Below are 26996 nucleotides of genomic sequence, written 5' to 3' on the forward strand. Positions count from 1 at the left end.
TCAATGTTCCCGTCGGGTCAGAGTCCTGCTCCGCGACTGAGCTATCAGAATTGAAACTGTGAACAACATCGTCCTGACCTCCGTCCGACAGCCCGGCGAGGACACAGTCTCGGACCTTTACATCGTTGACGGCGTGGTGACCCGGATCAGTGCCGGCGCCGGGATCCCGGGCGACGCCCGCGTGGTCAGCCTGGACGGGCGCTACGTCATTCCGGGGCTCTGGGACGAGCACGTCCACATGACCCAGTGGGCGCTGCATTCAAGCAGGCTGGACCTGTCCGCCGCCGCATCCGCGCGAGAGGCGGCGGCCGACGTCGGACTTTCTGTTCGCGACACCGATCCTTCGGTCACCACGGTGGGGGTGGGCTTCCGCGACGCCCTGTGGGCGGACGTCCCCACCCTGGAAATGCTCGACGCCGCCACCGGCAGCCAGGCCACCGCCCTGATCAGCCACGACCTGCATTCTGTCTGGCTGAACAGCGCAGCCGCCCGGCGGTTTGGGGTGGAGGTTGACGCCGGCGGCCTGCTGCGGGAGGAACCTGCTTTTGCGCTGACCCGTGAGCTGGGCCAACTTCCGGACTCAGTGGTGGACGGCTGGGTCCGCGATGCCGCAGAAGCAGCATCCGCCCGGGGCATTGTGGGCGTCGTTGATTTTGAAATGACCTGGAACCGTGACGTCTGGCTGCGCCGCTTTGCCGGTGGACTCAACAGCCTGAGGGTGGACGCCGGTGTCTACCCGGAGGACCTGGAGCGGGCCCACCACGACGGCATGCGCACGGGCCTGGAGCTCGACGGCGGCAAGGGGCTCCTGCGCGCCGGCCCGCTGAAGGTGCTCATTGACGGTTCGCTGAACACGCGGACGGCGTTTTGTGTGGATCCCTACCCCGACGGCGGCTACGGGCTGCTGACTGTCAACGTTGATGACTTGTTGTCCCTGCTTAGCCGGGCGCGGGAGTACGGCTTTGTCCCGGCGGTCCATGCGATCGGGGATGGCGCCAACCAGGTGGCGCTGGATGCCTTCGAGCGAGCAGGGATCGGCGGCCGGATTGAACACGCGCAGTTTGTCCGGACGGAGGATTTGGCCCGCTTTGGGCGTCTGGGGGTTACGGCAAGCGTGCAGCCGGGGCATGCACTGGATGACCGCGACGCCGCGGAGGCCAACTGGGGCGGCCGCACGCAGCGGGCGTTTCCGCTGAGGTCGCTGCTCAACGCCGGAGCCACGTTGGCGCTGGGTTCGGACGCGCCGGTTGCGCCGCTGGATCCTTGGGCTGCGATGTCCGCGGCCAGCACCCGGTCCCGGCAGGACACCCGCGGGCCGTGGCATCCCCAGGAATGCATCAGCCGACGGCAGGCACTTGCCGCTTCAGCTAGGGGCCGGAGCCGGCTCCGGGCCGGGGACCCGGCGGACCTGGTGGTGCTCGACGCCGATCCGCTGGCCTCGCCGGACCCGGAATTCGCCGCCATGCCGGTTGCGGCAACGCTGGTGGCCGGCCGCTTCACGTACGACGGCGGCCTGGCTTAGTTCCGCACCTTGGCCTGCACGAGATTCGCGAACGGCAGCCGGCCATGCTCCGCAATAAAGGCTGCGTGATACGCGGCCTCGGCTTGGTTTACTTCTTCGGCGGGCACCTCTTTCCACGCCATGATGAGTTCATCCGTGTGGGTCAGCTGCCAGATGAGGCGGCCGTCCCAATGGCCCGGCGGCCTGCCCCGCCCAAAATCCAGGAACTCCTTGATCTGGTTCCGAAGGCCGCGGTTGCCCTTGCTTCCCGGCCCGGCTTTGCCAAGGTAGAGAATGTCGGCGCCGTCCACCCATTCCGCCCATATGGCGTCCGCCGGCAGAGTGGGATTCTTTTTCTTGAAGGTCCCGGCGGTGCTGATCTTCAGGAAGTGCGGCTCGAACTCATTCGGCCGAAGAACGGCGAACACCCCGGTGCCCTGCGGAACCCTGATGATCTCAAGGCTGTCGAAGCTCCGGAAGCCGGCAAAGCCGTCGGACTTGAGCGTTTTCCTGTTCATCATCATGACGTTACCCGGCCAGGCGCCGGTCCGGAGCAAACTTGCACTGCGCACCCATACGCCCAAAAGCGTAGAGTGGGTTAAGACGCCTGTTTCTGGACGCCGTGCTGCTGAGGGAGAGATCGTGACGATTGACTGGGACGAAAAAAAGGCCCTGCTACAGGAACCAAACATCGCGGCGGTAACGCAGCTCTGCGATGAACTGATGGAAAAGAAGCCAGGGTCCGTCGTCCCCTACATCGACCCCGTGCACGACGAGGACGAATGCCGGATCGTCAGCCTCCACGTCAGTCCGGGCAAGGGCACCGAATCCGGCTTCGTCTCCCATTTCAACGACGACGAAGCCGCCCGCCGCGCCACCCAGATTTACGAACTTGCCGAGCTTGATCCGCGCTATGTGATGCCGTGGAACGCGTACCCGTGGGTGCGGGATCCGGAGCTTCCGTCGGCGCTGAACGTGCAGGAGAAGACCGACGGCCTGCGGCCCTTCCGGCAGTTCCTGAAGATCAACCGCCGTGTCTCCGCAGTCATCGCCCACGGCACGGACGCTTCCACATTCCTCACCCTTTTCGAGAAGACCTACCATTCATCCCTGAAGAACAGCGGCATCAAGATCTACAAGGCCAGCGCGCTCGGCGGGCGGGCCTTTGCTGTTTCCGAAGCAAAACAGGAGGATCTCCTCGCCAAGAGCGTGGACGTCTACAAGGACGCCATGCAGCGGGCAGGCATCCAGCACCTTTAGCCACGCACGACGGCGGCAGTCACCGCGGTTGCCTCAGCCTTCCAGCAGCCTCCGCCGGTGTTTCAGCTCCTTCACCCACGCCCTGGTGACCATGTCCGGGAACGGCGAGCCGCCGTCGTCGTTCTTCGCCGGACCTCCGAGCCCCGCGAACGCTGCGCCTGACTCCAGGTCGGCGATCAGCGGACCTGACGCCTTCAGTGCAAGCTCCAGCACCTGGGCGGCCGTGCGGTCACTCAGTCCCAGGTCCTTGGCCCAGCCAAGAAAGTGGCGGCGCGAGATCCCGCTCCGCTTCCCGTTCAGGGTCAGCGCAAGGGTCTTGTCCCCGTAGACCACGGTGGAGGGAATGTCGTAGACCGGGGCGATGGTCCACTCGCCATGCGGCTGCTGGACCATGGAAACGTTCTTGGCGTGCAGGTCCCCGTTACCGCTCAGCCACGCAAACGCCCCCTGGACCGCCAGGTTCCGGAGAGCCGGGAGAGGCGCCGAGCAATAATCGGCCAGAGCATGGCAGACCTGCCCATAAGCCACGTTGTACTTGTCCGCCGGGTAGAGCTTCAGGACCTGCGCCCCATCCTCCACCGCCAGCCGCCGGACGTCGTCCGGCCCGCCGCCGGAGATGGGCACCCGGTCGAAGCGTTCCACCAGGAGCCCTGGCCGGCCCGCGACGTCCCGGATCAGCCGGACCCGGCTCAGCGGAATCCGCAGCCTGGCCGCATACCGGAACATCACCAGCTCGTTCTCCACCACATGCGGGAATTCGGGGGCGTTGAGCTTAAGGATGAACCGCCTGCCGGCGCTGGCCACAGGGAGCGAGATCATGCCGGCAGACAGCTTGTCCTGCACACCGGCCAGCGCCACTGGGTCGATCAGGTCCGGATCGCCGAGCAACTTGTCGAAGTCCACCGGCAGCTTGGGATCCAGCTGGACAGCGTGCTCGTCGGAATCCAGCGGCTCGCCGTGGCCTATGATCTGGACGTCGCCCACCGGGTTCCCGCCAGCGGCGATCAGCAGGGACAGGTCATCGTCGGCGCTGGTCTTGATGGACCGCCGCAGCGCGTTAAGCCGGCGGCCCTCCGGCAGGAGGCCGGTGAAATAGGGCGGCGCTGCGCCCGCCGAGGACAGCACCGGTTCGGCGGTGAGCGGCAGGGAACTGGCGACGGCGGGTCCCCCGGACGCGAGGTACGCCGGCACGTAGCTGAACCGGGTGCCGCCGTCGTGCCGTTCGAGCCGGGCTGCCAGCACCCCGGCCTTGTAGATGTCCGCGACGCGGTGCTTCATGGGTTTGTTTCTTGGGTCTTGCCGTGGCCAGCGAGGGCGCGGGCGGCGTGGCTGGTCCGGGCGGCCAGCCGGAGCTCGAGCCCCAATGTTTCCAGCACGGCGGTGAGTGAGTCCAGCTGGATGCTGGGCTTGCCCTGCTCGACGAAGCGGACAAAGCGCTCGGAGACTCCGGCCATGTCGGCTAGATCCTGCTGGGTGAGGCCTAAGGCTGCCCGGCGCGTCCGGACTTCACCTGCGAGCCGGTCCCCGAATGCATTCGCCATGGGCATCTCCAATAGGTACGATCGTGCCGTTCTAGCTGTGTTCTGATTCTAGACCGGCAACTCGCTCCAGCATAGAGAAAAATCGGAACGAACGTACCGTGCCTATAATCACGAGGGAACCTTCCCCTGACCGACGACGTGGACTTTACGGTGTCGGCGGAAGTGCCTGGTTTAGCGCCGTCGGATCCACCGCTGGCGCTTCCCCCGCCAGCCGCGGGGCCGGCGGAACCCAGCGGTCGAGGGTCGCCTCCAGGGCGGCGGGGTCGACGGGTTTGGTGAGGTAGTCGTCCATGCCGGCAGCGAGGCACCGCTCACGGTCTTCGTCCAGGGCGCCTGCGGTCATAGCAATGATGGGCAGATGCCCCGTCACCTCGCCCTTGCGGATGGTCCTGGTGGCCTCAAAACCGTCCATCACCGGCATGTGGCAGTCCATGAGCACGGCCGCGTAGGAGACGGCTGCAATGGCCGAGACGGCTTCCGCCCCGTCGGGCACAACGTCAACCAGGTAGCCCAGTCTTTTCACCATCTCCCGGGCAACGAGCTGGTTCACCTCGTTGTCCTCCACTACCAGTACGCGTCCCCGGGAAGGGATGCTCTGCTTCTCCGGCACACCACGGGCCGAAAGCCGTTCGGCCACCTGCGTTCCTCCCCTCAGCCGCAGAAGACGGTCGTAGAGTTCAGAACTGCGCACCGGTTTCATCAACCATTCACGGACACCCGCAGCTGCCAGCTCAGCCGGATCCATCTGCGGCGTTGACGTCAGCATAATCAGGGAGGTAGGAGCCAGAACTCCGTCGGCGCTGATGGCCCGCGCCAGCTCCAGCCCGTCCATCTCCGGCATGCACATATCCAGTACGACGACGTCGAAGGGCCGTCCGGCGAAGGCCGCATCCCGGCACCGGTCCAGGGCAGCGCGCGCATCGCCGACGGTGTCCGGGTCCATGTTCCACGTCCTGAGCTGGGACTCCAGCACCAGCCTGTTGGTCGCGTTGTCATCCACAACCAGGACCCTGACTCCGGTCAGCAGATCCGGGAAGCGGACCGCCGCCTCGTCGATGCCCCCGGCGTCCACCGCGGGCTGCAACGGGAGCACAATCCAGAAGGTGCTGCCCTCACCTGGAGCGCTGGTCAGCCCGATTTCCCCGCCCATCATTTCGGTCAGCCGCCGCGAGATCGCCAGCCCCAAACCGGTCCCGCCGTACCGGCGCGTGGTGGAGGAATCGGCCTGGGAAAAGGACTCGAACAGGCGCAGATGATCTTCTGGCTCAACTCCGATCCCGGTGTCACGGACTTCAAACCGCACCGCAGGCCCACGGGGATGAAGGTCAACGGGCTGCACGCGAACGGACACTTCCCCGGTCGGCGTGAACTTTACGGCGTTGGAGGCAAGATTGAGCAGGACCTGCCGGATGCGTCCGACGTCTCCGGACAGCCGCGCCGGCACCTCCGGGCGGCAGTAGGCGATGAGTTCCAGTCCTTTGGCGCGGGCGGACTCGCTCACCAGGCCCGCCACCTCCTCCACCAGAAGCCGCGGATCAAAGGCTGCGATGTCCAGATCGACCTTCCCGGCCTCCAGCTTGGACAGATCCAAGATGTCGTTGATCAGGGCCAGCAGCACCTCGCCCGCGCCCCTCACCCCTTCGGCATACCGGCGCTGCGTCTCATCCAGCGGGGTCTCCAGCAACAAAGCGGTCAGGCCGATGACGCCGTTCATCGGTGTCCGGATCTCATGGCTCATCGTCGCCAGGAATTCGGACTTCAACCGGCTCGATTCAAGCGCCGCCTCCCGCGCAGCCAGGAGCTCTGCCGCTGCGAGCCGCTGTCCGGTGACGTCGCGGACAATCTGCGCCATCCCGCGCACGCCCCCGCCTTCGGCCCGGATGGGTGAAATAGTCACGGAAACGGGGACCGTCGTCCCGTCTTTGCGCACGCGCTCCGCCTCGAAACTCCGCGCTACACCGCGCTCCCGGACATCAGCGAGCAACGCCTCCTCGCTCAGGCGGAGATGATCCGGAATCAGGAACTGGACGTCCCGGCCTGCCACCTCGTCCGCACCATACCCGTACAGCCGTTCGGCGCCCTGATTCCAGCTGGTGATCACACCCTCCGGGGTGATGCCGATGATCGCGTCGACAGAGGAACTAACGATCGCGCCGAGACCCTCCAGCTCTGCGATGGCTTCACGGGCCCGGTCCTGTGCACGCCGGCGGGCCGTGATATCACGGAAGCTCCAGACCCGGCCGACAATGTCATCCCCCACCCGTTGGGGCCGGGAGTAGCGCTCAAACGTCCGGCCATCACGGAATTCCAGCACATCCAGGCTCTCCGCTCCCGGATCGGCATACAGCTCTTGGACCTTGCGCATGAAGCTGCCCGGATCGGAGAGCTGGTCCAGGACGAAACCGATCAGTTTGCCGTCGTCATGGGAATCCAGCAGATCCGCCGGGATGCCCCACAACGCGGCGAACCGTTCATTGGAACCGGCAATCCTCCCGTCGGCAGTCACCACCAGGATGCCGTCGGCGGTGGATTCCAGGGTGGCGCCGAGCAGCGAAAGGGCATCCCGCAGCTCGCTGTCGGTGCGGCGGCGTTCGCTCACGTCCCGGACGGAGGCGACGATGTCCGCGCCCGGACCGTCCCCGAGAGCGGCGGCGCTGATTTCGATGGGGAACTCGGTCCCGTCGCGGTGCACGCCGAACAGGCCCAGGCCGGTCCCGATCCGGAGTATCCGCTGCCCGGACGCGAAATCATCACTGGTGCCGGCAAACTGGCCTTCGAACTGCTGGGGCAGGAGCATCCCGTAATGCCTGTCCAGCAACTCGTCCCGCCGGTAACCAAAGAGCTGTTCCGTCTGGTTATTGACGAAGACAATAGAACCGTCCGCACCGACCCTTAGCAGTGCATCCGGCGCCGCCTCGACCAGCTCCTGGTAGAAATCCGCATGATCGTTTCCCTTGACTGCCTGTTCCATTTCAGCCCCCAACAAACGTCGACGGCCTTCGCCGCCGCGCACCCGGTCGGCCGGACGGGCCTCCCCACACACAGCTTATCCGCCAGCCCCGGATGCGCCCTAGAGGCTGGACAGCGACGTCGCTCCCGCGGCCCCTGATCCTGGAGTCAGCCTGCGCCGGGAAACCCCGTCCCGGGCCCGATTGACAGCCCGTGTGACCCGTGCCATATTTTATATATGAACCTGTCAGACAGCCGGATAGCAGGACAGCCTGCGGAATCCCCCGGCGAGCTGTCCCTCCGAGCCCAGCCCTTGGCCCGGCTCAGCGCTGCCGAAGCGGTGTTCAACGCCATCCGCGCCGACATCGAGTCCGGCAGGGCGGCCGTGGGCGGCAAGCTCAGCTCCGAAGCCACCCTCGCCCATCAGTACGGGGTCAGCCGCTCCGTCATCCGCGAGGCCCTCCGTTCCTGCACCGCCCTGGGCCTCACCGTCACCAAAACCGGCAAGGGCACCTTCGTTGTGGCCGACAAGGTGGCCAATGACCTAACGCTGGGGCAATACTCGGCCCGGGACCTCACCGAAGCCCGGCCGCACATCGAGGTACCCGCCGCCGGACTCGCCGCCCAGCGCCGCACCGACGAACAGCTGGAAACGCTCCGGCACATCGTGGACGCCATGACCGCGGAAACAGACCCCGAATCTTGGGTTTCCCTGGACTCCAGCTTCCACGCCGCCATCGCCCGCGCCAGCCGCAACAGGGTGTTCGCCAGCGTGGTCGGGGACATCCGGGGCGCCCTGGCGCACCAGTCCGAAACGCTCAACATGGTGGCGGACCGCCAGCACGCCTCGGACGTGGAACACCAGCGGATCCTCGCCGCCATCGAGGCCGGCTCCGCGGACGAAGCCAGCGCCGCCATGGCCGCGCACCTGCACGCCGTGGGCGTCGCGCTCGATTCCATCCTCAACCAGTAACCGCCACCCAAGGACCCCATGCCAGCCCCTGCCATTCCCGCTGCCCTGCCGGCTCCCTTCGACGCAATGGACGGCCAGTTATCCAGCGGTCTCCCGCAGCACGCCGCCCTGGCCGTGGCCACCCGCGACCGCCTGGTGGAGAGCATCCACTACGGCTCGGTCATCGCCACCGCGCCGGACGGCTCCACCCTGGCAGCGGCCGGCGATCCGCTGGCCCCCTTCTACCCGCGCTCCTCGCTCAAGCCGCTGCAGGCCGTGGCCCTGGTCCGTGCCGGCCTGGACCTCCCGGCCGGCCTCCTGGCGCTGACCGCGGCCAGCCACTCCGGCGCCGCCAGGCACCGCGACGGGGCCCTGCGCATCCTTGAACTCCACGGCCTGGCCCCCAGCGACCTGGAGAACAGCACCGACCTCCCGTACGGCGCCACCGAGCGCGAGGAATGGCTGCGTTCCGGCGGGCACGCCACCCGGCTCACGCAGAACTGCTCCGGCAAGCACGCCGCCATGGCCGCCACCTGCGTCATCAACGGCTGGCCGGTCAAGGGCTACCTGGACCCGTCCCATCCGCTGCAGCAGCTGATCGCCAGCACCGTCACCGAGCTGACCGGCGAGGCGCCGCTGGCCCTCAGCACGGACGGCTGCGGCACCCCGCTCTTCGCCCTGACCCTCCGGGGCATGGCCCGCGCATTCGGGCGCATCGCCGCCGCCAGCAACAGCGCCGCTGGCAACACCGCCAACAGCACCTCCGACGGCGGCGGGCACGCGCCACTGACCGCGGAAGCCGCCGTCGGCCTGGCCATGCAGCAGCACCCCGACATGGTGGCCGGTGAGCGCCGGGACGTCACCGAACTGATGCGCCTGTCACCCGGCATAGTGGCGAAGGACGGCTTTGAAGGCGTGCAGCTGGTGGGCCTGCCGGACGGCCGCGCCATCGCGGTAAAGATCTCCGACGGCGGCGACCGCGCCAGGATGCCCGTCACCGTCCGCATGCTGGAGGCGCTCGGCGTGGACACCGCGCCGCTCGCAGGGATCGGCACCGCGCCCGTCCTGGGCGGCGGCCATCGGGTCGGCCTGCTGCAGGCCACCGATTTCCTGTCCACGCCCGTCAACGAAGCCCTGTGAGGACCCCCATGACCACTCCCAACAAGGCCACCACGTCAGCCGCCGGCACCAACGCGGCCGGCACCTCGGCCGCAACCCGCTCCGAGCATGACCTGCTGGGCGACCGTGACCTCCCCGCCGCAGCTTACTGGGGTGTCCACACGCTCCGCGCCGTGGAAAACTTCCCCATCACCGGGCAGCCGCTGTCCTCCAACATGCACCTGGTCCGGGGACTGGCCGCCGTGAAGCTTGCCGCCGCCCGCACCAACCGCGAACTGGGACTGCTGGACGCCGAACGCGGCCAGGCGATCGAGCAGGCGTGCACCGACGTGATGAACGGCCAGCTCAGCGACCAGTTTGTGGTGGACGTGATCCAGGGCGGCGCCGGGACGTCGTCGAACATGAACGCGAACGAGGTCATCGCCAACCGCGCCCTCGAAATCCTCGGCCACCCCAAAGGCGAATACGCCCGCCTGCACCCCAACGACCACGTCAACCTCAGCCAGTCCACCAACGACGTCTACCCCACCGCCGTGAAACTGGGCACCATCTTCGCCGGCCGGGAACTGCTGGACGCACTGGCCGAACTCGAAGAGGCCTTCGCCGCCAAAGCACTGGAATTCCGCACCGTGGTGAAGATGGGCCGCACCCAGCTGCAGGACGCCGTCCCCATGACGCTGGGCCAGGAGTTCGGCACCTACGCCATCACCATCGGCGAGGACCGGCTGCGCCTGGCCGAGGCGGAGCTGCTCATCCACGAAATCAACCTCGGCGCCACCGCCATCGGCACTGGCCTGAACGCCCCCGCCGGCTATGCCGAGGCAGCCTGCCGGCACCTGGCCGAGGTCACCGGCCTCCCCCTGGTCACCGCCGTCGACCTCATCGAAGCCACCCAGGACGTGGGCGCCTTCGTGCACCTCTCCGGCGTGCTCAAGCGCGTGGCCGTGAAACTCTCCAAGATCTGCAACGACCTCCGCCTGCTCTCCTCCGGCCCGCGCGCCGGCTTCGGCGAGATCAATTTGCCGGCCGTCCAGTCCGGCTCCTCCATCATGCCCGGCAAGATCAACCCGGTAATCCCCGAAGTGGTCAGCCAGGTGGCCTACGAGGTCATCGGCAACGACGTCACCATCACCATGGCCGCCGAAGCCGGGCAGCTCCAACTCAACGCCTTCGAACCCATCATCGTCCACAGCCTCCACAAGAGCATCTCCCACCTGGAAGCCGCCTGCCGCACCCTCACGGCACGCTGCGTCCGGGACATCACCGCCAACACCGAACACCTCCGCATCACCGTGGAACAGTCAATCGGCCTGGTCACAGCCCTCAACCCCCACCTCGGCTACACCACCGCCACCGCCATCGCCCAGGAGGCTCTCGCCACCGGCAAGGGTGTGGCCGAACTCGTGCTCGAGCATGGCCTGCTCACCGCCGCCCAGCTCCAGGAACTCCTCAGTCCTGAGCGCCTGGCGAATCTCAGCAAATAGTCCCTACCCGCCCGCCCAACCACCCCCAAAGGACACCGCATGACAACTCCCCAACAGGACACTGCCCAAAAGCAGGTCGTCACGGACCACACGGTGCCGCCCCAGGCGCACGCCTCTGAATCGGCCCTGCACGCGGAGGATAAGGGGTACCACAAGAACCTCAAGCCGCGGCAGATCCAGATGATCGCCATCGGCGGCGCGATCGGCACCGGCCTGTTCCTCGGCGCCGGCGGCCGCCTCAACGCCGCTGGCCCATCACTCGTCATCGCCTACGCCGTCTGCGGCTTCTTCGCGTTCCTTATCCTGCGGGCGCTGGGCGAACTGGTCCTGCACCGCCCGTCGTCGGGCTCGTTCGTCTCCTACGCCCGCGAATTCTTCGGCGAGAAAGCCGCGTTCGTCTCCGGCTGGTTCTACTGGATCAACTGGGCCACCACCACCATCGTGGACATCACCGCCGCCGCACTCTACATGAACTTCTTCGGCAACTACATCCCCTGGATGGCCGAAGTACCGCAGTGGGCCTGGGCCCTCATCGCCCTGGTAGTGGTGCTCTGCCTGAACCTCGTCTCCGTAAAGGTGTTCGGCGAGATGGAATTCTGGTTCGCCCTGATCAAGGTCGCCGCACTGGTGGTCTTCCTCGTGGTGGGCACCTACTTCGTCATCTTCGGCACCCCCGTGGACGGCCAGCAGGTGGGCCTCAGCCTCCTCTCGGACAACGGCGGTATCTTCCCCAACGGCCTGCTCCCCATGATCATCCTGATGCAAGGCGTCCTGTTCGCCTACGCCTCCATTGAACTCGTGGGCACCGCCGCCGGCGAGACCGAAAACCCGGAAAAGATCATGCCCAAGGCCATCAACTCCGTAGTCTTCCGGATCGCGGTCTTCTACGTCGGCTCCGTCATCCTGCTCGCCCTCCTGCTGCCCTATACGTCCTACGAAAAGGGCGTCAGCCCGTTCGTGACATTCTTCGGCTCCATCGGCATCCAGGGCGTGGACATCATCATGAACCTCGTGGTCCTCACCGCCGCGCTCTCCTCCCTCAACGCCGGCCTATACTCCACCGGCCGCATACTCCGGTCCATGTCCGTGAACGGCTCCGCCCCGAAATTCGCGGGCCGCATGAACAAAGCCGGCGTCCCCTACGGCGGCATCGCCATCACCGCCGGAGTGTCCCTCCTCGGTGTCCCGCTGAACTACCTCGTACCCGCACAGGCCTTCGAAATCGTGCTGAACGTCGCGTCCGTGGGCATCGTCATGACCTGGGCAACCATTGCGCTCTGCCAGATCCAGCTCCAACGCTGGGCGAACAAAGGCTGGCTCAAACGCCCCTCCTTCCGTATGTTCGGCGCCCCGTACACCGGCTACCTCTCACTGCTCTTCCTCGCGAGCGTCCTGGTGATGGTCTTCATCGACTCACCCCTCACCATGCTCGTCACCGCCATCGCCTCCGCACTCATGGTCGTCGGCTGGTACGCCTGCCGCCAACGAATCCGTGAGATCGCCGAAACCCGCGAAGGCTTCACCGGCACCGCCCCCGTCATCGCCAACCCGCCCGCGGAGTCCTTCAAGAAGTAACGCCCTGCCGGCCAGCTGGCCGTGACGTCCGACGGCGGCACCTGGGTTCTGTTTCCACGGAACCCGGGTGCCGCCGCCGTCGTCACTTCCGCAGTCCTCTTGACGCCTGACAGGCGCAGGTCTAACGTCGGCCGCATCCTGCTGTTTCAACGTCGAACCCAGTTAAGGAGCATCAGTATCATGCCGGAATTCATGGACGTTCATCGCAACATGGTCGGAATCACCCAGGAAGCTTTGCAAGCAGCCCACGACGCCGATCTCGCCATTCAAAGCGACGAGAGCGTTGACTTCAAATCTGCCTGGGCAGATCCCGAGTCAGGTTTGGTTTACTGCCTGTCCGAGGCCCCCTCAGAGGAAGCTGTACGGCGTATCCACGAGCGCGCGGGCCACCCCGCCGACGAGGTCCACCCCGTTCCGATCAAGGTCTGATCAGGCAGCAGAGTACGACGGCGGCACCTGGGTTCTGTGGACACGGAACCCAGGTGCCGCCGTCGTACTTTTTGTAATGCAACGCTCCCGCAACCCTTCGCCGAGGGCTGATCGCCTATGCTCAGCAGAGCGCCTCACAGCGCCTTTTGCAGTTCGACGACGAAGCTCAATGACCCGTTCAATGACGAACCACCCGGGAGACACGGCATGACCAACTGGCGCATCAGGGATTTCCATTCAGCAGACCTGGACGGGATCCTGCACCTCTGGGAGTCGCTCAAGGCCACTGATGTGGAGCCCGTCTATGCCCTCTCCGAGGTGCTGGCATCCTGCGAGAAAGACCACGCGGTGGTGGCGGTGCAGGGCGATCAGGTGGTGGGCGCCGCCGTCGGACGCGCCGCGCATGACCAGGGCTGGATCGTCTTCCTGGCCACGCTGCCTGAATACCGCGGGCGCGGGATCGGCACCTCACTGCTCGCCGCCGTCGAAAACCGCATGGCCCCGCACGGGCTCAACAAACTCTCCGCGCTGATGCCGGAAGCGGAAACCCGGGTGGAGGCGTTCCTCAGCCGCGGCTTCGCGCTCAAGAAGAACCTGCGCTATTTCGAGCGGACCATCCCCGTCCAGCGTCAGGAACTGGGGGCACTGGGCCAGCTGGGCGGCCGGATCCTCGCCCGCGACCTGTGGGAGAACGTGGCCGGCATGCGCAAGGAAAAGGAACTCCTGGAGCGCCGGCTGGTCCTGCCCCTCGCGGAGGCCGACCTTGCGGATGAATACGGTGTGGTGCCGCCCCGCGCCGTGGTCCTCTTTGGTCCTCCCGGGACCGGCAAAACCACGTTTGCGAAGGCCATCGCGTCCCGGCTCGAGTGGCCGTTTGTGGAGGTTTTCCCGTCCCGGCTGGCCTCCGACCCCAAGGGCCTCGCCGGGGCCCTGCGCGAAACGTTCCTCGAGATCGCGGAGCTGGAGCACTGCGTGGTGTTCATCGACGAGGTGGAGGAAATCGCCTCCCAACGTTCGGGTGAACCGCCGTCGCCCCTGCAGGGCGTCACCAACGAGCTCCTGAAGATCATCCCGGCGTTCCGCGAACAGCCCGGCCGCCTGCTGGTCTGCGCCACCAACTTCATCCGCGCGCTGGACACCGCCTTCCTGCGCCACGGCCGGTTCGACTACGTCATCCCCATCGGCCTGCCGGACCGCCAGGCCCGCGAAGCCATGTGGCAGCGCTTCATCCCGGCCACAGTTGTGGACGATGTGGATGTGGAGCTCCTGGTGGAACGGACCGAGGGCTTCTCCCCTGCGGACATTGAGTACGCCGCCCGCAGCGCCTCCCAGCGCGCGCTGGAAAAGGCAGTGTACGACGACGGCGGCGCGGCTTCCGCAGGCAGCGTTTCAGTCCGCGAGGCGGTCCGGAAGGGGCCGTGCACGGAGGACTACCTCGACGCGATCGGCGATACCCGGACCACCGTGAGCCAGGAAGTCCACGAGCTGTTCCTTGAGGACATCGACGCGCTGGGGCGGGTCTAAAACCTCCGGCCCAGGACGAACTGGAAGGAAGGCAACAGCGGTCTGGAGCCGGCCAGGCGCTGGCGGTAATCTTTGACGCATGTCCTCCAATCCCCTCCGGCATGCCTTCGCCGGCATGGGCGGCGGGGATCCGCATGAGAAGCACCGGGCCGCCACCCGCTGGAACTATTTTTCGACCTGACCTTCGTCATTGCCTTCGGTGGGGCTGGCAGCCAGTTCGCCAGCGCCTACGACACCGACGACTGGGTGTTCCGGCTGGTCACCATGGTCCGGATTATCGGCATCCTGATCCTGGCGATGGGCATCGAGCCGCTGTTTCACTCCATCGTCGAATGAGACCACGTCGACAACCGGGTGATCGTTGGAGGCTAGTGCTCATGCGTCTGGCCCTCATGACGCAGTGGGTGCGCGCGTCCAGGCAGGACCCAGCCCGCCGTGAAACCTGCCTGCGCTACGCCAAGTACCTCGCTGTGGTGCAGCTGGGGTGGATTGCGGTGTTGATCATCGAGGCCGACGTCGCCACCACCTTCCTTATGACGGCGCCCCTCATCATGCTTGAAATGGCCACGCCGTACGTCGCCGAACGGAAGGCGAAGACACCTTGGCACGCCCACCACATCGCCGAGCGCTACAGCCTCCTCGCCATCATCGCCCTGGGAGAATGCCCCATCGGCGCGATAGAAACCCTTCGTGCCATTGCCGCCAACCACGGCTGGAGCGTAGACGCGGCCCTGGTTGGCTTCGGTGGCAGGGCCCTGGCCTTCCGTATGTGGTGGATCTACTTCATGCTTCCGGCTGGCGGTGGCTGTGGCCAGCATCGCGGTACCGGTGGCGTTGTTCAAGCTCACCCTGACCTGGCTGTTCAGCATCATGATGGGCCGGGACCGGACGGTGCTGGCCGTCGCCGCCGGCATCATGGTGGCCCTTGCCGGGTCCATCGGCCTGGCGGCAGCCGGGGTTTCGGTCCCGGTATGCCTACTGGTCATCGTTTTGGCACTGGGCGCTTCGATTGTCATCGATGAGCGGCGCGGCGCAGAGCGCGTGAACGCTGCCTCGGCGAAACTCCAAGCCGAGGCTACTTCTCCTCGCCCGTAGTGGCGTCCGCCTTTTCCAAGGTATCGACAGGCTCGACCACCGGGACCGACTCAGCGACGGGAGCCTCCTCGTAGGAGAGGTTCTCGTAGTCCGTGTCGTCTTCGTCGTCGAGCCTGTCGTCCAGTTCCTTCAGCAGCCAGGGATTAATCCGTGCAAGGATCTTGCGGACTTCCTCAACGTCGACGGCGGCATACAGCACCGGACGGGCATCCCGGTACTTGGTGACCGGCGGCTTGTCCGGCCACTTCGCGGCCAGAGCCCTGACGCGTTCGGGCAGGGAATTGTGGGCATTGTCGGCGATCTTCACGAGTGCCGCGTCGTGGTCCTCGGCAATGAAGTGCATCCCGGCCTGATAGTCATCGGGGTTATCGTGCAGCCTGTTAGTGACCCGCTCGATGATGTCCGCTGCCCGCTCGGAAACGCCCATGTCCAGCAGTGCCTGCCGCGTGATGGGAGTGTCCTCGGCAATGTCATGAAGGTAACCGGCAATCCGGATATCGTCGTCGAAATCTGCCAGGGCATCACCCACCGCAATCACGTGGTCACGGTAGGGCCTCTTGAGCTTGTCCTTCTGCCGGTTGTGGGCCACCTCGGCCAGGACTCGCGCCGTCTCGACAGTGAATCGCGCTTGAGGGATTTGTGCTTCAGTGAATTCGGGTGCCGACATAGCTCCAGCCTACGCGTAGGGCAGCAAGTGACCTCACGTCCGCGTGGCCGCAAGTGTCCGTTCGCGCGCTGCTTAGTGGCCGGTCCAGACCCAAGCTTCCCGCGGAAGAGCACCCGGCCGGAAGGCCGCGAGTGCGTTTTCCAGCGTCCCGGCCGGCAGCCCCAGGGACTGCAGGATGAGGTTCCGCACGTCAGCGGCGGAAAAGTCGGCACGGGCGAGATCGGCCAGCGTCACGGCGCCGTCGCGCTTGGCCAGCCGGGCGCCGTCGGAATTCACCACCAACGGCACGTGCGCATATTCCGGAATTGGAATATTCAACAGTGACGCAAGATATGCCTGCCGGGGCGTGGAAGGCAGCAGGTCATCGCCCCGCACCACCTGGTCGACGCCCTGTGCGGCGTCGTCCACCACGACGGCCAGGTTGTAGGCGGTGACGCCGTCGTTGCGGCGAAGGACAAAATCGTCCACTAGGCCGGTGAAGTCGCCGTGCAGCACATCCCGCACGGCGTACTCCGCTACCTCGGCGCGGAGCCGGATGGCCGCAGGCCGGGTGGAGCGTTTGAACTCCAGCTCGGCAGGGTCGAGCTCACGGCAGGTGCCCGGATAGGCACCCTGCGGCGCGTGCGGCGCTGACGGCGCCTCCTGGATTTCGCGGCGCGTGCAGAAGCATTCGTAGGTGAGGCCTGCGGCAGCCAGCCGCCCGATCGCTTCAGCGTAGACGGCGCCGCGGTCCGTCTGGCGCACGACGGCGCCGTCCCACGTCAAGCCCACGGCCTCCAGATCGCGGAGCTGCTCCGCCTCTGCGCCGGCCCGCGCCCGGTCAAGGTCCTCGACGCGCAGCAGGAAGTCGCGGCCGGTGGACCGGGCGAACAGCCAGGCGAGCATCGCGGTGCGGAGGTTTCCTATATGCAGTTCACCGGAGGGGCTGGGGGCAAAGCGGCCGGCAGGGGTCATGGATCAACCCTAGTCCGGGCAGCAAGAGCCCCTCAGCTACCGATGACTTCGAGGATCCGACGTCGGTGGCTCAGGGGCTCTTGCCGTGTGTGCAGAATGACCGTGGTGTGAACAAGTGTCAATCAGCGGCGTCCTCCTTGCGGGAGGCGGTGTCCAGTTGCCGGGTGGTGTGCCGGAGTTCCTGTAGCCTGCGGGATTCGGCGGTAGCCTCAGCCCTTGTTGCCACAATTTGAGCAGACGCCATACAGTTGGCACAACTGGCAAGCATTTCGTTGGTCAGTCTGACCAATAGAGACCACGAGCTCCGACAGGAACTGATCAGATTGCAGCAATTGGACGCCACGGACAAGCGCATCCTCAATGCCCTGGACGAGGACCCGCGCGTCCCCATCATGGTGCTGGCCCAGCGGCTGGGCCTGGCGCGAGGGACCGTCCAGTCGCGCCTGGAGCGGATGACGGCGTCGGGCGCTCTCCGTCCCAACAGCAGCCGAGTGCTCCCCTCCGCCCTGGGCAGGGGTGTGGCGGCGGCCGTCAGCGCCGAACTGGACCAGAGCCACCTCAACGAAGCCATCGCGGCCCTGCGAGAAATCCCCGAGGTCCTGGAATGCCATGCGCCTGCCGGCGACACCGACCTGCTGATCCGCGTGGTGGCCACCAGCCCGGACGACCTCTACCGCGTGTCCGAGGAGATCCGGCTCTGCCCCGGCATTGTCCGGACGTCCACCAGCATGTTCCTGCGTGAAGTCATCCCGTACCGCACCACCGGACTGCTGCGGGACTGAATTATTGCCCGACTTTCAGGCCGCACGGGAAGCTCTCCCCATCGCCCTCGCGGACGCATCGCAGCTAGGCTGGCACGGGAATCCATTCAGGGGGAAACATGGCGGGGAACTTTTACGGCGGCGACGTTGCCCAGTTGCGGCAGCTCGCCAAGGACCTGGCAGGCGGCGCCACCAGGTTGAGCCTGCTCGGCCAGCAGCTCAGCAGCGTCATCGGCACAGGCGTCTGGAAAGGGCACGACGCCGAGCGCTTCCGCAGCGACTGGACGTCATCGTGCTTGTTGCTGCTGAAGTCCGCAACGGCCGGGCTGGAGTCGGCATCCAAGACGCTGCTCGCCAACGCCGACGAGCAGGAGAAGGCCAGCGACGGGGCCGGTTCAGGTGGCGGCTCCGGGAGTGGTGGCAGCGGTTCCGGGGACGGCGCTGCCCAGGACCTGACGGACCGGCTGAACGGCATAACCCCCGAAGAACGCCAGGCCTACCTCGGCAGCGAGGAATTCAGGCACTGGGCGCTTGAAAACCCCGAGGCTGCAAAGGCCGCCATGGATGCTGCCGCCGATTCTGGGCTGATCGACAAAAGCTCCGAGGAAGACGCGGATTTCCTCAGCGACTACTGGAACAACCAGGCAATGCTGGACATGGGCATCGACCCCGCCAGCTGGGACACCTCCAAAGGCACCGAACACAACTGGGAGACCATCAAGAAGGTCTACGACTTCTACGGCCGGGCGTACCTCTCCAACCCGGACCTGCAGTGGGCCGGCATGGCCAACATGATCGGCCCGTCCTTCGCAGGCGGCTTCAAGGACATGGCCATGCTGCGGGACCTCGCCCAGCAGATCGCGGACAATCCGGCTTCGGACATCCCGCTCCCCATCCTTGACCAGATCGAACAGCTCGCAGGCATGACCGACCAGGAGATCCGTTATTACGAGACCAGCATGCTGGATATGAACAAGGAGATCTTCCTGGACCAAGCCCGCCAACATGAGGCCTACATGAACGGCGGAATCGAGGAAATCAACAGATTGCGGGACTCGGGCGCCATCGACACCGGTACCGCCGAGGAGTGGGCCAAGATCGATTCCGGCGACCCGGATCTGATCCAGGAAGGCAACACCGCCCTCCTGTACCGCGAGCAGAACGAGATCATCGCGGACGATTACGACCAAATGCGGATCCACCCTGGCGGAGAGGCCATAACGTACATGGTCACGTTGGCCGGCGAGCCGTCCATCCCGGGCGCAAAAAGCTACCCGGAAGTCTTTCCCTACACCTTCAGCGTGGAGAGTCCCGGCCCGGAAAACGTGCCCTTCACAAATTGGGACAACCCCACCCAGTTCCGCACCGACTTCACCACAGGGTTCCCCGACGGGAACGTCTCCAACGCGGACCAGCGGTGGGAGCTCATCCGGCAGGACACCCTCCCGGCCTACCAGAACCTCCTGGCGACGGATCCCGCACGTGCAGAACAAATTATCGGTTCGGACTTCAACGACCGCGTGGAGCAGCACCGCCCCACCAACAACATCCCCGGCATCATGGACCGCTTTGTGGATGGCTTCGGCGCGGAGGTCCACCAGTGAAGACCACATGCCCAACCGCACCTCGGCGCCAGCGGCGGCGGCCCGCCGTCGTACTCCTTGCCCTTTCCGCTTGCCTTGCCCTGACGGGCTGCCAGATCAGTGGCACCACGAACGAACCGACCTCTCAAGGGAGCACCATGAGCACCTCGGAATTTTCCACCCTCGACGCTGCCGGCGTGGACCAGATCCGCGAATCCAAGACCGCGCGGCTGGACATGAGCTCGGGAAGGCTGGAAAAGGCTGCTGTCCGGGTCACGGAAGACAGCTATGGGCCCGAGATCAATACCAAGGACTCGGGAAAGATCAAGCTCACCATCGTTGCTCCGAGCGGCGAGATCAGTGGCGAAACGGACCGTATCCGGTTGAACACCACGAACAAGCGGCCGGACTTCAGCGAGGTCACCTACTTCCTCACCGCCGACTCGCCCGACGAGTATTTTGAGCTCATCCGGGACGGTGTGGCGCGGTACGGGATCGACGCCGACTCCGCCGAACGCTGGATCGCCGGTGCCCAGCGGGACCCGGAACGAAAGACCGATTTCTCCGTCACCTCCGGCACCTCCACGGGCCTGGACGTGAACTACGACCTCCGGTACGACGGCGGCAAGGACACCCAGGTGATCATCGTCCACGTCCGCCCCACGGACTGACGCAACGCAACGCAGAACAAACGCCCTCGCGCTACACCGGCGGCCCCGCGTTGGACTTCAGGTTCTTCATCACCAGCGTGGACGTCAGCCGCTCAACCCCGGGCAGTGACGTGAGCTCGGCGTCGTAGAAGCGCTGGTAGCCAGGCAGGTCTTCGGCGATGACCTTCAGCAGGTAGTCCGGGGAGCCGAAGAGCCGCTGCGCCTCCACGATGTTGGGGTTGTCTGCCACCCGGTTCTCAAAGATCTCCATCGTGGAGCGGTCCACCTGGCGCAAAGTCACAAACACAATGGCCTCGAAACCGAGCCCGACGGCGGCCGGGTCGATGTCCGCCTTGTAGCCGCGGATCACGCCTGACGTCTCCAGGTCCCGAAGCCTCCGGTGGCATGGCGCCACCGTGAGCCCGACCTTCGCGGCCAGCGCCGTGGCGGTCATCCGGCCATCTTCTTTGAGGTGGCGCAAAATGTTTCTGTCAATATGGTCAATCACGCAAATATCTTACCAATTGCGGCTTCCGGTCGGCGAAAAGGGTAAGCACTTATGGCCGGAAACTTCATAAGGTTTGTCCTGTACCTATCGGACAGGAGCCCACCATGAATCCCCAGCTGTTTTTCGCCTTTGTGGTGGTGGCAGTCGCCCTTGCCTGCACCCCCGGCGTGGACTGGGCGTACTCCATCACGGCCGGTTTGCGGCAGCGCAGCTTTGTCCCGGCCGTGGCCGGACTTTGCGGCGGCTACGTCCTGCACACGCTGCTGATGGTGGCAGGTCTCGCAGCCCTGCTGTCCGGCCTGCCGGGTGTCCTGGGCTGGCTTACGGTAGCGGGCGCGGGCTACCTACTATGGTTGGGCATCAGCACCCTCCGCTCCTGGCGCGGAGCCTCCTTCAGTGCGGCAGACGCCGTCGGGAAGCCCGCCAACCAGCTCCGCACCTTCCTTCAGGGCATGGGCACCAGCGGCATCAACCCCAAGGGGCTGCTGTTCTATGTGGCGCTGGTGCCGCAGTTCGTCAGCCCGGAGGCCTCCCTCCCGGTCCCCGTCCAGTCCGGCCTGCTGGGCCTGACCTTTGTCCTGCTGGCCGGAACCGTTTACACCTGTGTGGCGCTGCTGGCCCGCAAACTCCTGCAGTCCCGGCCCGGCGCCGCGCGGACAGTCACCCTGGCCAGCGGCATCATCATGGTTGCCCTCGGCGTGGCGCTCCTCTCCGAGCAGCTGGTTCCGCTGGTTGCCGGGCTCACCGGGCAGGTCTGACGCCACCTTCGGGCACAGCGTTTCGGGCGAGCTCAGCAGCAAACCTAGGCCTTGCGCTCCATGAACCATTCCGTGAACTCGGACGCCCGACCGTCCGGTTCAAGGCGGATGACCCACAAGTTGTCGTAGCTGGGACTATCACCAAGGTAGTCCGTGAAACCCTGCACAAAGGCCAGCCCGCCGTCGGTCCCCAGCCCGCTATCCGTCCCCAACAGCGTCCAGTCAAACGTCCAATCCCCGGGTTCGTCCCGCGCCTCCAGCCAGCGGTCCACGATCTGCTCGCGGCCCCGCCAGGCATCGACATCATGCGGGCGGGTGGCGTAGACGGCTTCTTCGGTGAACAGAGACCCGATGTCCTCCGGGTTGTTGGTGGTCCACGCCGCGATGTACTTTTCCATCCAGGACCGGGCTGCGTCGCTCATGCCTCCGTTGTACTCCGGGGCGGCCTGGGCCACAAGGCAGGTCCACTAGGCAGGTCCGTAAGGCCGCCCGCAACCGGAGTCTATTTCCCGTCCAGGTTTTCCCACTCCTGCTCCCACAGCCGGCGCTCGTCAATGTCCTTGCGGATGACTTCGAACGTTTCCAGCTCCGCCGGCCTGCCGCGGAGCCAGTCCCGCGGGTTGAGGGATTTGCGGCCGTTGTCGAGCACCAGCAGGGCACGGTCGGTGAGGGCGTCGTTGCGGAGCACCACGTCGGTTTTCCGACGGCGGAGCACCTCCTTCAGGGCGTCGTGCGCCTTTGCGTGGGCGCCGAGCCGCCGGAGCGCCCGCCCGCGGAGCAGCAGGAGGGCCGCCGAGAGGTCGTCGGAGTTCAGCAGCCCCTCCGTACAGATCACCACTTCCTTGTCGCGTCCCAGCGCGAACGCCAGTGCGCAGCGAGCCAAGGCTGAGGGCAACGACGGCGGCAACCCGGCCACCGTCTGCAGCGCGGCTTCCAGCTGGCCCGTCTCCCTCAAGGAGTGCGACAGTGCCAGGAAAACCGATTCCTGGCTGAACAGCACGGGGACTTCGATACGCTCGGCAACCTCTACCCGGGTGACCACACGCGCGAGGTACGTGGCCGCATACTGGTTGGCGTCGTCGTCGTTTCTGATGGACAGGCCGCGCTGGAGGAGTTCGGACGCGCGCAGGTAGCCGCCGTGCTGGTACGCCAGGAGGCCGGCCATAACGGAGCAGAGCCCGGCCCAGCCCGGATAGGCGCGGCCCAGGGCGATGAGCCGCTCCGGTTCCTTACTGGTGAAGATGGCATCATGCACGGCTTTGGCCGCTTTTCCGGGCATCCGCTTGAGCCTGGGAACGTCGCCGTCCACGGCAATCAGCGCGGCATCCCGGCCGCCCAGCACTCCGTGGATCAGCCCGCCTACGCTGCCGGCGAGCTCCCGGACGGGGGTCTGCATGTGGACGTTCCCGAACGGCGTCAGGTCACGCATGTCCCGGTAGATCGGTCCTCTGGCATCCCCCACGGTCATCTCTCCATGCTACGTGGCGGACCGATGGGCACGCCCTACGTGGCCGCGGCGACCCAGAGCCCGATCACCCAGGTGCTGGCCGCCAGGCACGCCAGTCCGAACTCCACCAGCATGCCCAGCCCGGTGGCTTTGAGGGCTGCCCAGCTGGTGGAAGTTGCCGTGCCGAAGTTCCGGGTGCGGAGGAATTCGCTGAGCAGCAGGCCCACGGCAAAGCCCACAAAAAGCCCCACCACCGGGATGATGAACATGCCGGCCACGCCCGCCGCCAGGCCGATCACCACGCTGCGGTTGGGGATGCTGTGCTGCCTGAGCTTCCGGCCGGTCAGCACGGCGCTGGCGGCCATGCCGGCCAGCACAAATACCATCCCCACCGCGAAGACCACCCAGCCTGTGGTTCCGGCGCCGCCCCAGATGGCCCACGCCAGCAGGCTGAGCCCGATCAGGAAGCTGCCGGGCAGTATGGGGATGATGGTGCCCGCCACGCCCACCAGGATGGCCAGGCCGCACAGGATGCTCACCACGGTTTCGGAGTTCATGAGCCCCAGTTTAGGGCGGCACTGCGGTCAGCTTCGCCGCTTAACGCCCGACGGCGGTGCGTCCCCTGCGCGGGGAGGCACCGCCGTCGGGCGTTGTGTCAGTGCGTGGCTGCGGTGGTTACTCGGCTTCCACGGCTGCGGCGACCGCGGCCGTCACGGCCGGGGCAACGCGCGGATCCAGCGGGCTGGGCACGATGTAGTCCACCGAAAGGTCAGCTTCCGCGAGTTCGGCGATGGCGCGGGCCGCGGCAAGCTTCATGGCGGGCGTGATCCGGCGGGCACCGGCGTCCAGCGCGCCGCGGAAGATTCCGGGGAAGGCCAGCACGTTGTTGATCTGGTTGGGGAAGTCACTGCGGCCGGTGGCCACCACGGCGGCGTACTTGGCGGCCACCTCGGGCAGGACTTCGGGGTCCGGGTTGGAGAGGGCGAACACGATGGAGTCGGCGTTCATCAGCTTCAGGTGCGCCTCGTCCAGCTTCGAGGAGGAAACCCCGATGAACACGTCAGCGCCAAGCAGCGCTTCGCCGGGGCCGCCCGTTACACTGCGGGGGTTGCTGCGCCCTGCCATCTGGGACTTCTTGCTCTGCGGGTCTGCGGCGATGTCGGCCCGCTCCCGGTTGATGACGCCCTTGGAATCGAGCAGGACAACATCCGTGATGCCGGCGGCGAGCAGGATTTCGGCGACGGCGATGCCGGCGGCTCCGGCGCCGGAAACCACTACGCGGAGGTCTGCGAGTCCGCGGCCGGTGACCTTGGCGGCGTTCGTCAGGGCGGCGAGGGCCACCACGGCGGTGCCGTGCTGGTCATCGTGCATGACGGGGCAGTCCAGGGCTTCGATGAGCTTCTCTTCGAGTTCGAAGCAACGGGGGGCCGAGATGTCCTCGAGGTTGACCGCGCCGAAGCTGGGGCGAAGGCGGACCAGGGTTTCCACGATCTCGTCAACGTCCGTGGTGTTCAGGACCAGGGGAATGGAATCCAGCTCGCCGAAGGTCTTGAACAGGGCGGACTTGCCCTCCATCACGGGCAGTGAGGCGGCGGCGCCGATGTTGCCCAGGCCCAGCACCGCGGTGCCGTCGCTGACCACAACCACCAGGCGCTGCGCCCAGGTGAGGGTCTTGGCGAGATCCGGGTTGTTGTGGATGGCGCGGCTGACCTCGGCCACACCGGGGGTGTAGGCGATGGACAGGTCGCGCTTGTTGGACAGCGGGACCGTGCTGGTCACCGAGAGCTTCCCGCCCTGGTGGGCGTCGAAGATCTCGGCCTCGGTCAGGGCGGTGGCTGCTGAATTGTCGGTAGGTGCGATTACGTCAATGGACACGTCGTTGTCTCCTGGGGCTAGCCGTGGGCGCACGGCGCAGAAAGGCTCAAGCGCAGGGAGGCTCAAGGTGGAATTCGTTGCTTCTTGGGCCCAGAGGTGGCGGGCCCGGGGTGAAGCCCTTGCAGATGCGGGTTGCCAGCCACTCCGGTCCTGCCATAATAAACAGCGCTCACGCTCCAGAAAGTGCATTCGAGGCTCCGGGAGTGTGACAAATCGTTTTGTCAGGCAATTTTGTGAGACACGTCACGGCATAAAGACGTATTTATTGGCCGACTGGTCTAGACCAGTTACGCCGATCGGTGGGCAGCCCGGGCCCCGGCAGCCACCGGAGCAAGCAAGGTGCAGGCCATTTTGAGGTCCTCTTCGGCCTCAAACAGCGAGAGCCGACGGTTACGGACGGACTGGACCAGACCAGTGACGGTCAGCAGGAGCACCCGGGCTGCTACGGCGTCGTCAGAGGCGGTGGCTACAGCCGTTTCGCTCAGGGCATCGATTTCATGCAGGAGCGCCGTGGTGTCCTTGTCCTTGAGGTACACGCAGCGGCTCAGGCACTGTTCGACTGCCGGCTGCATCACCCGCATATGGAAGATCTCCATCACCACGCCAGTGAGGGCGCGGCCACCGAAGCTGGCCGCCGACGTGCGGGCCCTGCCCTGAAGCTCGTCCAGCTGCTGGCGGTAGAGGGACAGCATCAGGTGGTTGGCCGTGGGGAAATAGCGGTAGACGGTGCCCAACGGCACACCGGACTTTTCCGAAATTTCCGTGAGGTCCACCGACTCCAGCCCTTTGCGGGCAAACCCTGCGGCAGACTCAAGGACGCGCGTGTAGCGCAGCCGCTGACGCGGCGTGGAGGGCCGGGCGGCCATGGACGGATGGGCTGAAAGGGTCTCGGGCATCAGGATTCCGGGGTTGTGTTCTTATGGTGCAGCGGCAGGGAGAGTCCCCATCCCGTGTGCCTGCAGTCCGCCTCAACTATACGCGGCACAGGCAAAAGCCGGAATCAGTCGACCCCTCGGATCTTGACCACGAACACAGCGCCCAGCAGGCCGATGACGGCGGCCGTGGTGAACAGCGTGACGTACCCTCCCAGGAACTGCAGGGAGAGGAAGGCGATCAGCGGGGCGAACACCTGCGGCAGCGAGTTGGCCACGTTGATGACCCCCATGTCCTTGCCCCGGTCAGCAGCCTTCGGGAGCACCTGGGTCAGCAGCGCGAAGTCCACTGCGAGGTAGGCGCCGAAGCCGATGCCCAGCACACCGGCCCCCACCAGGGCCCCCGGCCACACCGGGAAAAAGGCCATGATCAGCCCCGCCAAGGCGATTGTGGCGGAGGAGCCGATCACAAACGGCTTGCGTTTGCCCACACGGTCACTCCACGGTCCGGCCAGCACTGCGGTGATCATGACCATCACCGCGTAGATGCCCGTGAGCATCAGGACACCCAGGGCCGGGTCCTCATGCTTGATGACGTCCCGGAGGAAAAAGAGAAGGTAGACGATAGTGAGCTGGTTGCCCACGTTGACCAGGAAGCGGGTGAGCCAGGCCCAGGCGAAGTCGGGGTGGCGGGCAGGGCTGATCCAGAAACCGCGCAGGAACCCGGTCCAGGTGAACGGCGGCCGGGCCTCCCGCGGGAGCGGCGGATCGTTCCGGTGGAAGAGATACGGCAGCACGGAGAACAGCAGGGCGGCCGCACACATGGTGTACCCCACCATGAAGTTTCCGGAGACCACCGCGCCGAAAACTGCGCCGAGCAGGATTCCCAGGGTCTGGCCCATGGCTGCCAGCCCGCCCACTCCGCCGCGCTGCAGGACCGGCACGCGGTCCGGCACGGCAGCGGTGATGGCCGCGTAGGCTGCGTTGGCGCCCAGCTGGACCAGGCTCCAGAAGAGGACCATCAGGGCCACGGCCGTGGCTCCGGACATCGCCAGCAACGCAGCCGTGGCCAGGATGGCGCCGGCCAGGACCCACGGGGCACGCCGGCCAAAACCAGAGACCGTCCGGTCGGACAGGGCCCCAAAGAGCGGGTTGGCCACCAGTGAGACGGCGGCGCCACAGCCCGTCACCAGGGACAGGACGGCTTCCTTGTTGAGGGCGTCAATGCTGATGGCTTGCTGGCCGATGAACACATTGATGGGGCCGAAGAAGGCGGCGTTAATGCCCACATTGACCAGCACCAGCCCGGTCACCCAGCGCGCGGTGACCTTCTGCGTCGGCTCGGCGAGCGCCGCCGTCGAGCTTTCCGATCCCGCTCCGGGAGCCGACGCAGCGCTGGGATCCGGTGCTGCGGGTGTGTCGGACAGGCTCATGCTGGTTCCCCCTGGAACGGTTGGTGATTCTGAAAATCAGACTATCGTGGGCTGCATCG

Annotated in this window: 26 protein-coding genes and 1 pseudogene; 14 read left to right on the forward strand and 13 right to left on the reverse strand. The window is 66.1% G+C overall.

Going from position 1 to position 26996, the window contains the following annotated elements:
* The first annotated feature begins 58 nt into the window (after positions 1-58).
* Positions 59-1522: an amidohydrolase gene (locus NG701_RS03105; protein ID WP_252564449.1), complete on the forward strand. Its 1464-nt coding sequence runs from the start codon at positions 59-61 to the stop codon at positions 1520-1522.
* Here NG701_RS03105 and NG701_RS03110 read toward each other — a convergent pair.
* Positions 1519-2025: a hypothetical protein gene (locus NG701_RS03110; protein WP_252564450.1), complete on the reverse strand. Its 507-nt coding sequence runs from the start codon at positions 2023-2025 to the stop codon at positions 1519-1521. The genes NG701_RS03105 and NG701_RS03110 overlap by 4 nt on opposite strands.
* 118 nt (positions 2026-2143) lie before the next feature.
* Here NG701_RS03110 and NG701_RS03115 point away from each other — a divergent pair, with 118 nt between their 5' ends.
* Positions 2144-2761 (forward strand): uracil-DNA glycosylase family protein, encoded by a 618-nt coding sequence (locus NG701_RS03115; protein WP_056342023.1) that lies wholly within the window; start codon positions 2144-2146, stop codon positions 2759-2761.
* A 33-nt stretch (positions 2762-2794) separates the two neighbouring features.
* Here the strand turns inward: NG701_RS03115 and NG701_RS03120 are convergent, their stop codons facing one another.
* The 3 genes from NG701_RS03120 to NG701_RS03130 form a co-directional block, all read right to left on the reverse strand.
* Positions 2795-4039: a type II toxin-antitoxin system HipA family toxin gene (locus NG701_RS03120; protein ID WP_252564453.1), complete on the reverse strand. Its 1245-nt coding sequence runs from the start codon at positions 4037-4039 to the stop codon at positions 2795-2797.
* A complete protein-coding gene (locus NG701_RS03125; protein ID WP_252564455.1) occupies positions 4036-4302 on the reverse strand; it encodes a helix-turn-helix transcriptional regulator in 267 nt (88 codons plus the stop codon). The genes NG701_RS03120 and NG701_RS03125 overlap by 4 nt, the downstream gene beginning before the upstream one ends.
* A gap of 145 nt (positions 4303-4447) precedes the next feature.
* On the reverse strand, positions 4448-7273 hold the full coding sequence (locus NG701_RS03130; RefSeq protein WP_252564457.1) for a PAS domain-containing hybrid sensor histidine kinase/response regulator: 2826 nt from the start codon (positions 7271-7273) through the stop codon (positions 4448-4450).
* Positions 7274-7489: 216 nt separating this feature from the next.
* On the opposite strand from NG701_RS03130, the gene NG701_RS03135 reads away from it, so the two are divergent.
* The 8 genes and pseudogenes from NG701_RS03135 to NG701_RS03170 all read left to right on the forward strand — a co-directional run bounded on the left by NG701_RS03135 (position 7490) and on the right by NG701_RS03170 (position 15429).
* Positions 7490-8224, forward strand: coding sequence for a FadR/GntR family transcriptional regulator (locus NG701_RS03135; protein WP_252564458.1), 735 nt, complete (start codon positions 7490-7492; stop codon positions 8222-8224).
* A gap of 18 nt (positions 8225-8242) precedes the next feature.
* Positions 8243-9343, forward strand: a complete 1101-nt coding sequence (locus NG701_RS03140) for an asparaginase (RefSeq protein ID WP_374208646.1) — start codon at positions 8243-8245, stop codon at positions 9341-9343.
* A gap of 8 nt (positions 9344-9351) precedes the next feature.
* Positions 9352-10806, forward strand: coding sequence for an aspartate ammonia-lyase (locus NG701_RS03145; protein WP_252564459.1), 1455 nt, complete (start codon positions 9352-9354; stop codon positions 10804-10806).
* Between the two features lie 39 nt (positions 10807-10845).
* Positions 10846-12381 carry an amino acid permease gene (locus NG701_RS03150; RefSeq protein WP_252564461.1) on the forward strand — a complete coding sequence of 512 codons (1536 nt, stop codon included), beginning with the start codon at positions 10846-10848 and terminating at the stop codon, positions 12379-12381.
* A 180-nt stretch (positions 12382-12561) separates the two neighbouring features.
* Positions 12562-12810 carry an SCO4226 family nickel-binding protein gene (locus tag NG701_RS03155; protein WP_252564463.1) on the forward strand — a complete coding sequence of 83 codons (249 nt, stop codon included), beginning with the start codon at positions 12562-12564 and terminating at the stop codon, positions 12808-12810.
* Between the two features lie 207 nt (positions 12811-13017).
* Positions 13018-14334 (forward strand): ATP-binding protein, encoded by a 1317-nt coding sequence (locus NG701_RS03160; protein ID WP_252564465.1) that lies wholly within the window; start codon positions 13018-13020, stop codon positions 14332-14334.
* A gap of 392 nt (positions 14335-14726) precedes the next feature.
* Positions 14727-15071: pseudogene (locus NG701_RS03165) on the forward strand (low temperature requirement protein A); the annotation flags it as partial.
* 91 nt (positions 15072-15162) lie between these two features.
* Positions 15163-15429, forward strand: a complete 267-nt coding sequence (locus tag NG701_RS03170) for a hypothetical protein (protein WP_252564666.1) — start codon at positions 15163-15165, stop codon at positions 15427-15429.
* On the opposite strand, the gene NG701_RS03175 is transcribed toward NG701_RS03170, so the two are convergent.
* Positions 15410-16096, reverse strand: coding sequence for a phosphohydrolase (locus NG701_RS03175; protein ID WP_252564467.1), 687 nt, complete (start codon positions 16094-16096; stop codon positions 15410-15412). The two genes, NG701_RS03170 and NG701_RS03175, sit on opposite strands and share 20 nt — an antisense overlap.
* A 72-nt stretch (positions 16097-16168) precedes the next feature.
* Complete coding sequence (gene gluQRS, locus NG701_RS03180) at positions 16169-17050, reverse strand: tRNA glutamyl-Q(34) synthetase GluQRS (protein WP_252564469.1); 882 nt, start codon at positions 17048-17050, stop codon at positions 16169-16171.
* A 323-nt stretch (positions 17051-17373) separates the two neighbouring features.
* Here gluQRS and NG701_RS03185 point away from each other — a divergent pair, with 323 nt between their 5' ends.
* The 3 genes from NG701_RS03185 (at position 17374) to NG701_RS03195 (ending at position 20065) form a co-directional block, all read left to right on the forward strand.
* The gene (locus tag NG701_RS03185) at positions 17374-17832 is read left to right on the forward strand and encodes an Lrp/AsnC family transcriptional regulator (RefSeq protein WP_252564471.1); all 459 of its coding nucleotides are present in this window, start codon (positions 17374-17376) and stop codon (positions 17830-17832) included.
* A gap of 98 nt (positions 17833-17930) precedes the next feature.
* Positions 17931-19415 (forward strand): WXG100 family type VII secretion target, encoded by a 1485-nt coding sequence (locus NG701_RS03190; RefSeq protein ID WP_252564472.1) that lies wholly within the window; start codon positions 17931-17933, stop codon positions 19413-19415.
* Positions 19416-19552: 137 nt separating this feature from the next.
* A complete protein-coding gene (locus NG701_RS03195; protein ID WP_308291937.1) occupies positions 19553-20065 on the forward strand; it encodes a hypothetical protein in 513 nt (170 codons plus the stop codon).
* A gap of 31 nt (positions 20066-20096) precedes the next feature.
* Here the strand turns inward: NG701_RS03195 and NG701_RS03200 are convergent, their stop codons facing one another.
* Positions 20097-20552, reverse strand: a complete 456-nt coding sequence (locus NG701_RS03200; RefSeq protein ID WP_082575850.1) for an Lrp/AsnC family transcriptional regulator — start codon at positions 20550-20552, stop codon at positions 20097-20099.
* A 104-nt stretch (positions 20553-20656) separates the two neighbouring features.
* Here NG701_RS03200 and NG701_RS03205 point away from each other — a divergent pair, with 104 nt between their 5' ends.
* Positions 20657-21310, forward strand: a complete 654-nt coding sequence (locus NG701_RS03205) for a LysE family translocator (protein ID WP_252564476.1) — start codon at positions 20657-20659, stop codon at positions 21308-21310.
* A gap of 44 nt (positions 21311-21354) precedes the next feature.
* Here NG701_RS03205 and NG701_RS03210 read toward each other — a convergent pair whose 3' ends face one another.
* The 6 genes from NG701_RS03210 to NG701_RS03235 form a co-directional block, all read right to left on the reverse strand.
* The gene (locus NG701_RS03210) at positions 21355-21732 is read right to left on the reverse strand and encodes a nuclear transport factor 2 family protein (RefSeq protein WP_252564478.1); all 378 of its coding nucleotides are present in this window, start codon (positions 21730-21732) and stop codon (positions 21355-21357) included.
* A gap of 80 nt (positions 21733-21812) precedes the next feature.
* The gene (locus NG701_RS03215; RefSeq protein WP_252564480.1) at positions 21813-22778 is read right to left on the reverse strand and encodes a hypothetical protein; all 966 of its coding nucleotides are present in this window, start codon (positions 22776-22778) and stop codon (positions 21813-21815) included.
* Between the two features lie 35 nt (positions 22779-22813).
* Positions 22814-23314, reverse strand: coding sequence for a DUF456 domain-containing protein (locus NG701_RS03220; protein ID WP_252564482.1), 501 nt, complete (start codon positions 23312-23314; stop codon positions 22814-22816).
* A 118-nt stretch (positions 23315-23432) separates the two neighbouring features.
* Complete coding sequence (locus tag NG701_RS03225; protein ID WP_252564484.1) at positions 23433-24632, reverse strand: NAD(P)-dependent malic enzyme; 1200 nt, start codon at positions 24630-24632, stop codon at positions 23433-23435.
* A gap of 287 nt (positions 24633-24919) precedes the next feature.
* Entirely contained in the window at positions 24920-25528 is a 609-nt protein-coding gene (locus NG701_RS03230; protein WP_252564486.1) for a TetR/AcrR family transcriptional regulator, read from the reverse strand.
* 104 nt (positions 25529-25632) lie between these two features.
* Complete coding sequence (locus NG701_RS03235; RefSeq protein WP_252564488.1) at positions 25633-26937, reverse strand: MFS transporter; 1305 nt, start codon at positions 26935-26937, stop codon at positions 25633-25635.
* Between the last annotated feature and the right edge of the window lie 59 nt (positions 26938-26996).

It is taken from the genome of Pseudarthrobacter cellobiosi (genome assembly GCF_023913815.1).
Classification (GTDB): domain Bacteria; phylum Actinomycetota; class Actinomycetes; order Actinomycetales; family Micrococcaceae; genus Arthrobacter; species Arthrobacter cellobiosi.

Excerpts from the sequence above, each read along its gene's own strand:
- NG701_RS03230 (WP_252564486.1), bottom strand. The coding sequence starts at position 25,528 with ATGCCCGAGACCCTTTCAGCCCATCCGTCCATGGCCGCCCGGCCCTCC.
- NG701_RS03145 (WP_252564459.1), top strand. The coding sequence starts at position 9,352 with ATGACCACTCCCAACAAGGCCACCACGTCAGCCGCCGGCACCAACGCG.
- NG701_RS03210 (WP_252564478.1), bottom strand. The coding sequence starts at position 21,732 with ATGAGCGACGCAGCCCGGTCCTGGATGGAAAAGTACATCGCGGCGTGG.
- NG701_RS03155 (WP_252564463.1), top strand. The coding sequence starts at position 12,562 with ATGCCGGAATTCATGGACGTTCATCGCAACATGGTCGGAATCACCCAG.
- NG701_RS03160 (WP_252564465.1), top strand. The coding sequence starts at position 13,018 with ATGACCAACTGGCGCATCAGGGATTTCCATTCAGCAGACCTGGACGGG.
- NG701_RS03220 (WP_252564482.1), bottom strand. The coding sequence starts at position 23,314 with ATGAACTCCGAAACCGTGGTGAGCATCCTGTGCGGCCTGGCCATCCTG.
- NG701_RS03135 (WP_252564458.1), top strand. The coding sequence starts at position 7,490 with ATGAACCTGTCAGACAGCCGGATAGCAGGACAGCCTGCGGAATCCCCC.
- NG701_RS03195 (WP_308291937.1), top strand. The coding sequence starts at position 19,553 with ATGAGCACCTCGGAATTTTCCACCCTCGACGCTGCCGGCGTGGACCAG.
- gluQRS (WP_252564469.1), bottom strand. The coding sequence starts at position 17,050 with ATGACCCCTGCCGGCCGCTTTGCCCCCAGCCCCTCCGGTGAACTGCAT.
- NG701_RS03125 (WP_252564455.1), bottom strand. The coding sequence starts at position 4,302 with ATGGCGAATGCATTCGGGGACCGGCTCGCAGGTGAAGTCCGGACGCGC.
- NG701_RS03110 (WP_252564450.1), bottom strand. The coding sequence starts at position 2,025 with ATGATGATGAACAGGAAAACGCTCAAGTCCGACGGCTTTGCCGGCTTC.
- NG701_RS03140 (WP_374208646.1), top strand. The coding sequence starts at position 8,243 with ATGCCAGCCCCTGCCATTCCCGCTGCCCTGCCGGCTCCCTTCGACGCA.
- NG701_RS03235 (WP_252564488.1), bottom strand. The coding sequence starts at position 26,937 with ATGAGCCTGTCCGACACACCCGCAGCACCGGATCCCAGCGCTGCGTCG.
- NG701_RS03205 (WP_252564476.1), top strand. The coding sequence starts at position 20,657 with ATGAATCCCCAGCTGTTTTTCGCCTTTGTGGTGGTGGCAGTCGCCCTT.
- NG701_RS03215 (WP_252564480.1), bottom strand. The coding sequence starts at position 22,778 with ATGACCGTGGGGGATGCCAGAGGACCGATCTACCGGGACATGCGTGAC.
- NG701_RS03120 (WP_252564453.1), bottom strand. The coding sequence starts at position 4,039 with ATGAAGCACCGCGTCGCGGACATCTACAAGGCCGGGGTGCTGGCAGCC.
- NG701_RS03130 (WP_252564457.1), bottom strand. The coding sequence starts at position 7,273 with ATGGAACAGGCAGTCAAGGGAAACGATCATGCGGATTTCTACCAGGAG.
- NG701_RS03190 (WP_252564472.1), top strand. The coding sequence starts at position 17,931 with ATGGCGGGGAACTTTTACGGCGGCGACGTTGCCCAGTTGCGGCAGCTC.
- NG701_RS03150 (WP_252564461.1), top strand. The coding sequence starts at position 10,846 with ATGACAACTCCCCAACAGGACACTGCCCAAAAGCAGGTCGTCACGGAC.
- NG701_RS03175 (WP_252564467.1), bottom strand. The coding sequence starts at position 16,096 with ATGTCGGCACCCGAATTCACTGAAGCACAAATCCCTCAAGCGCGATTC.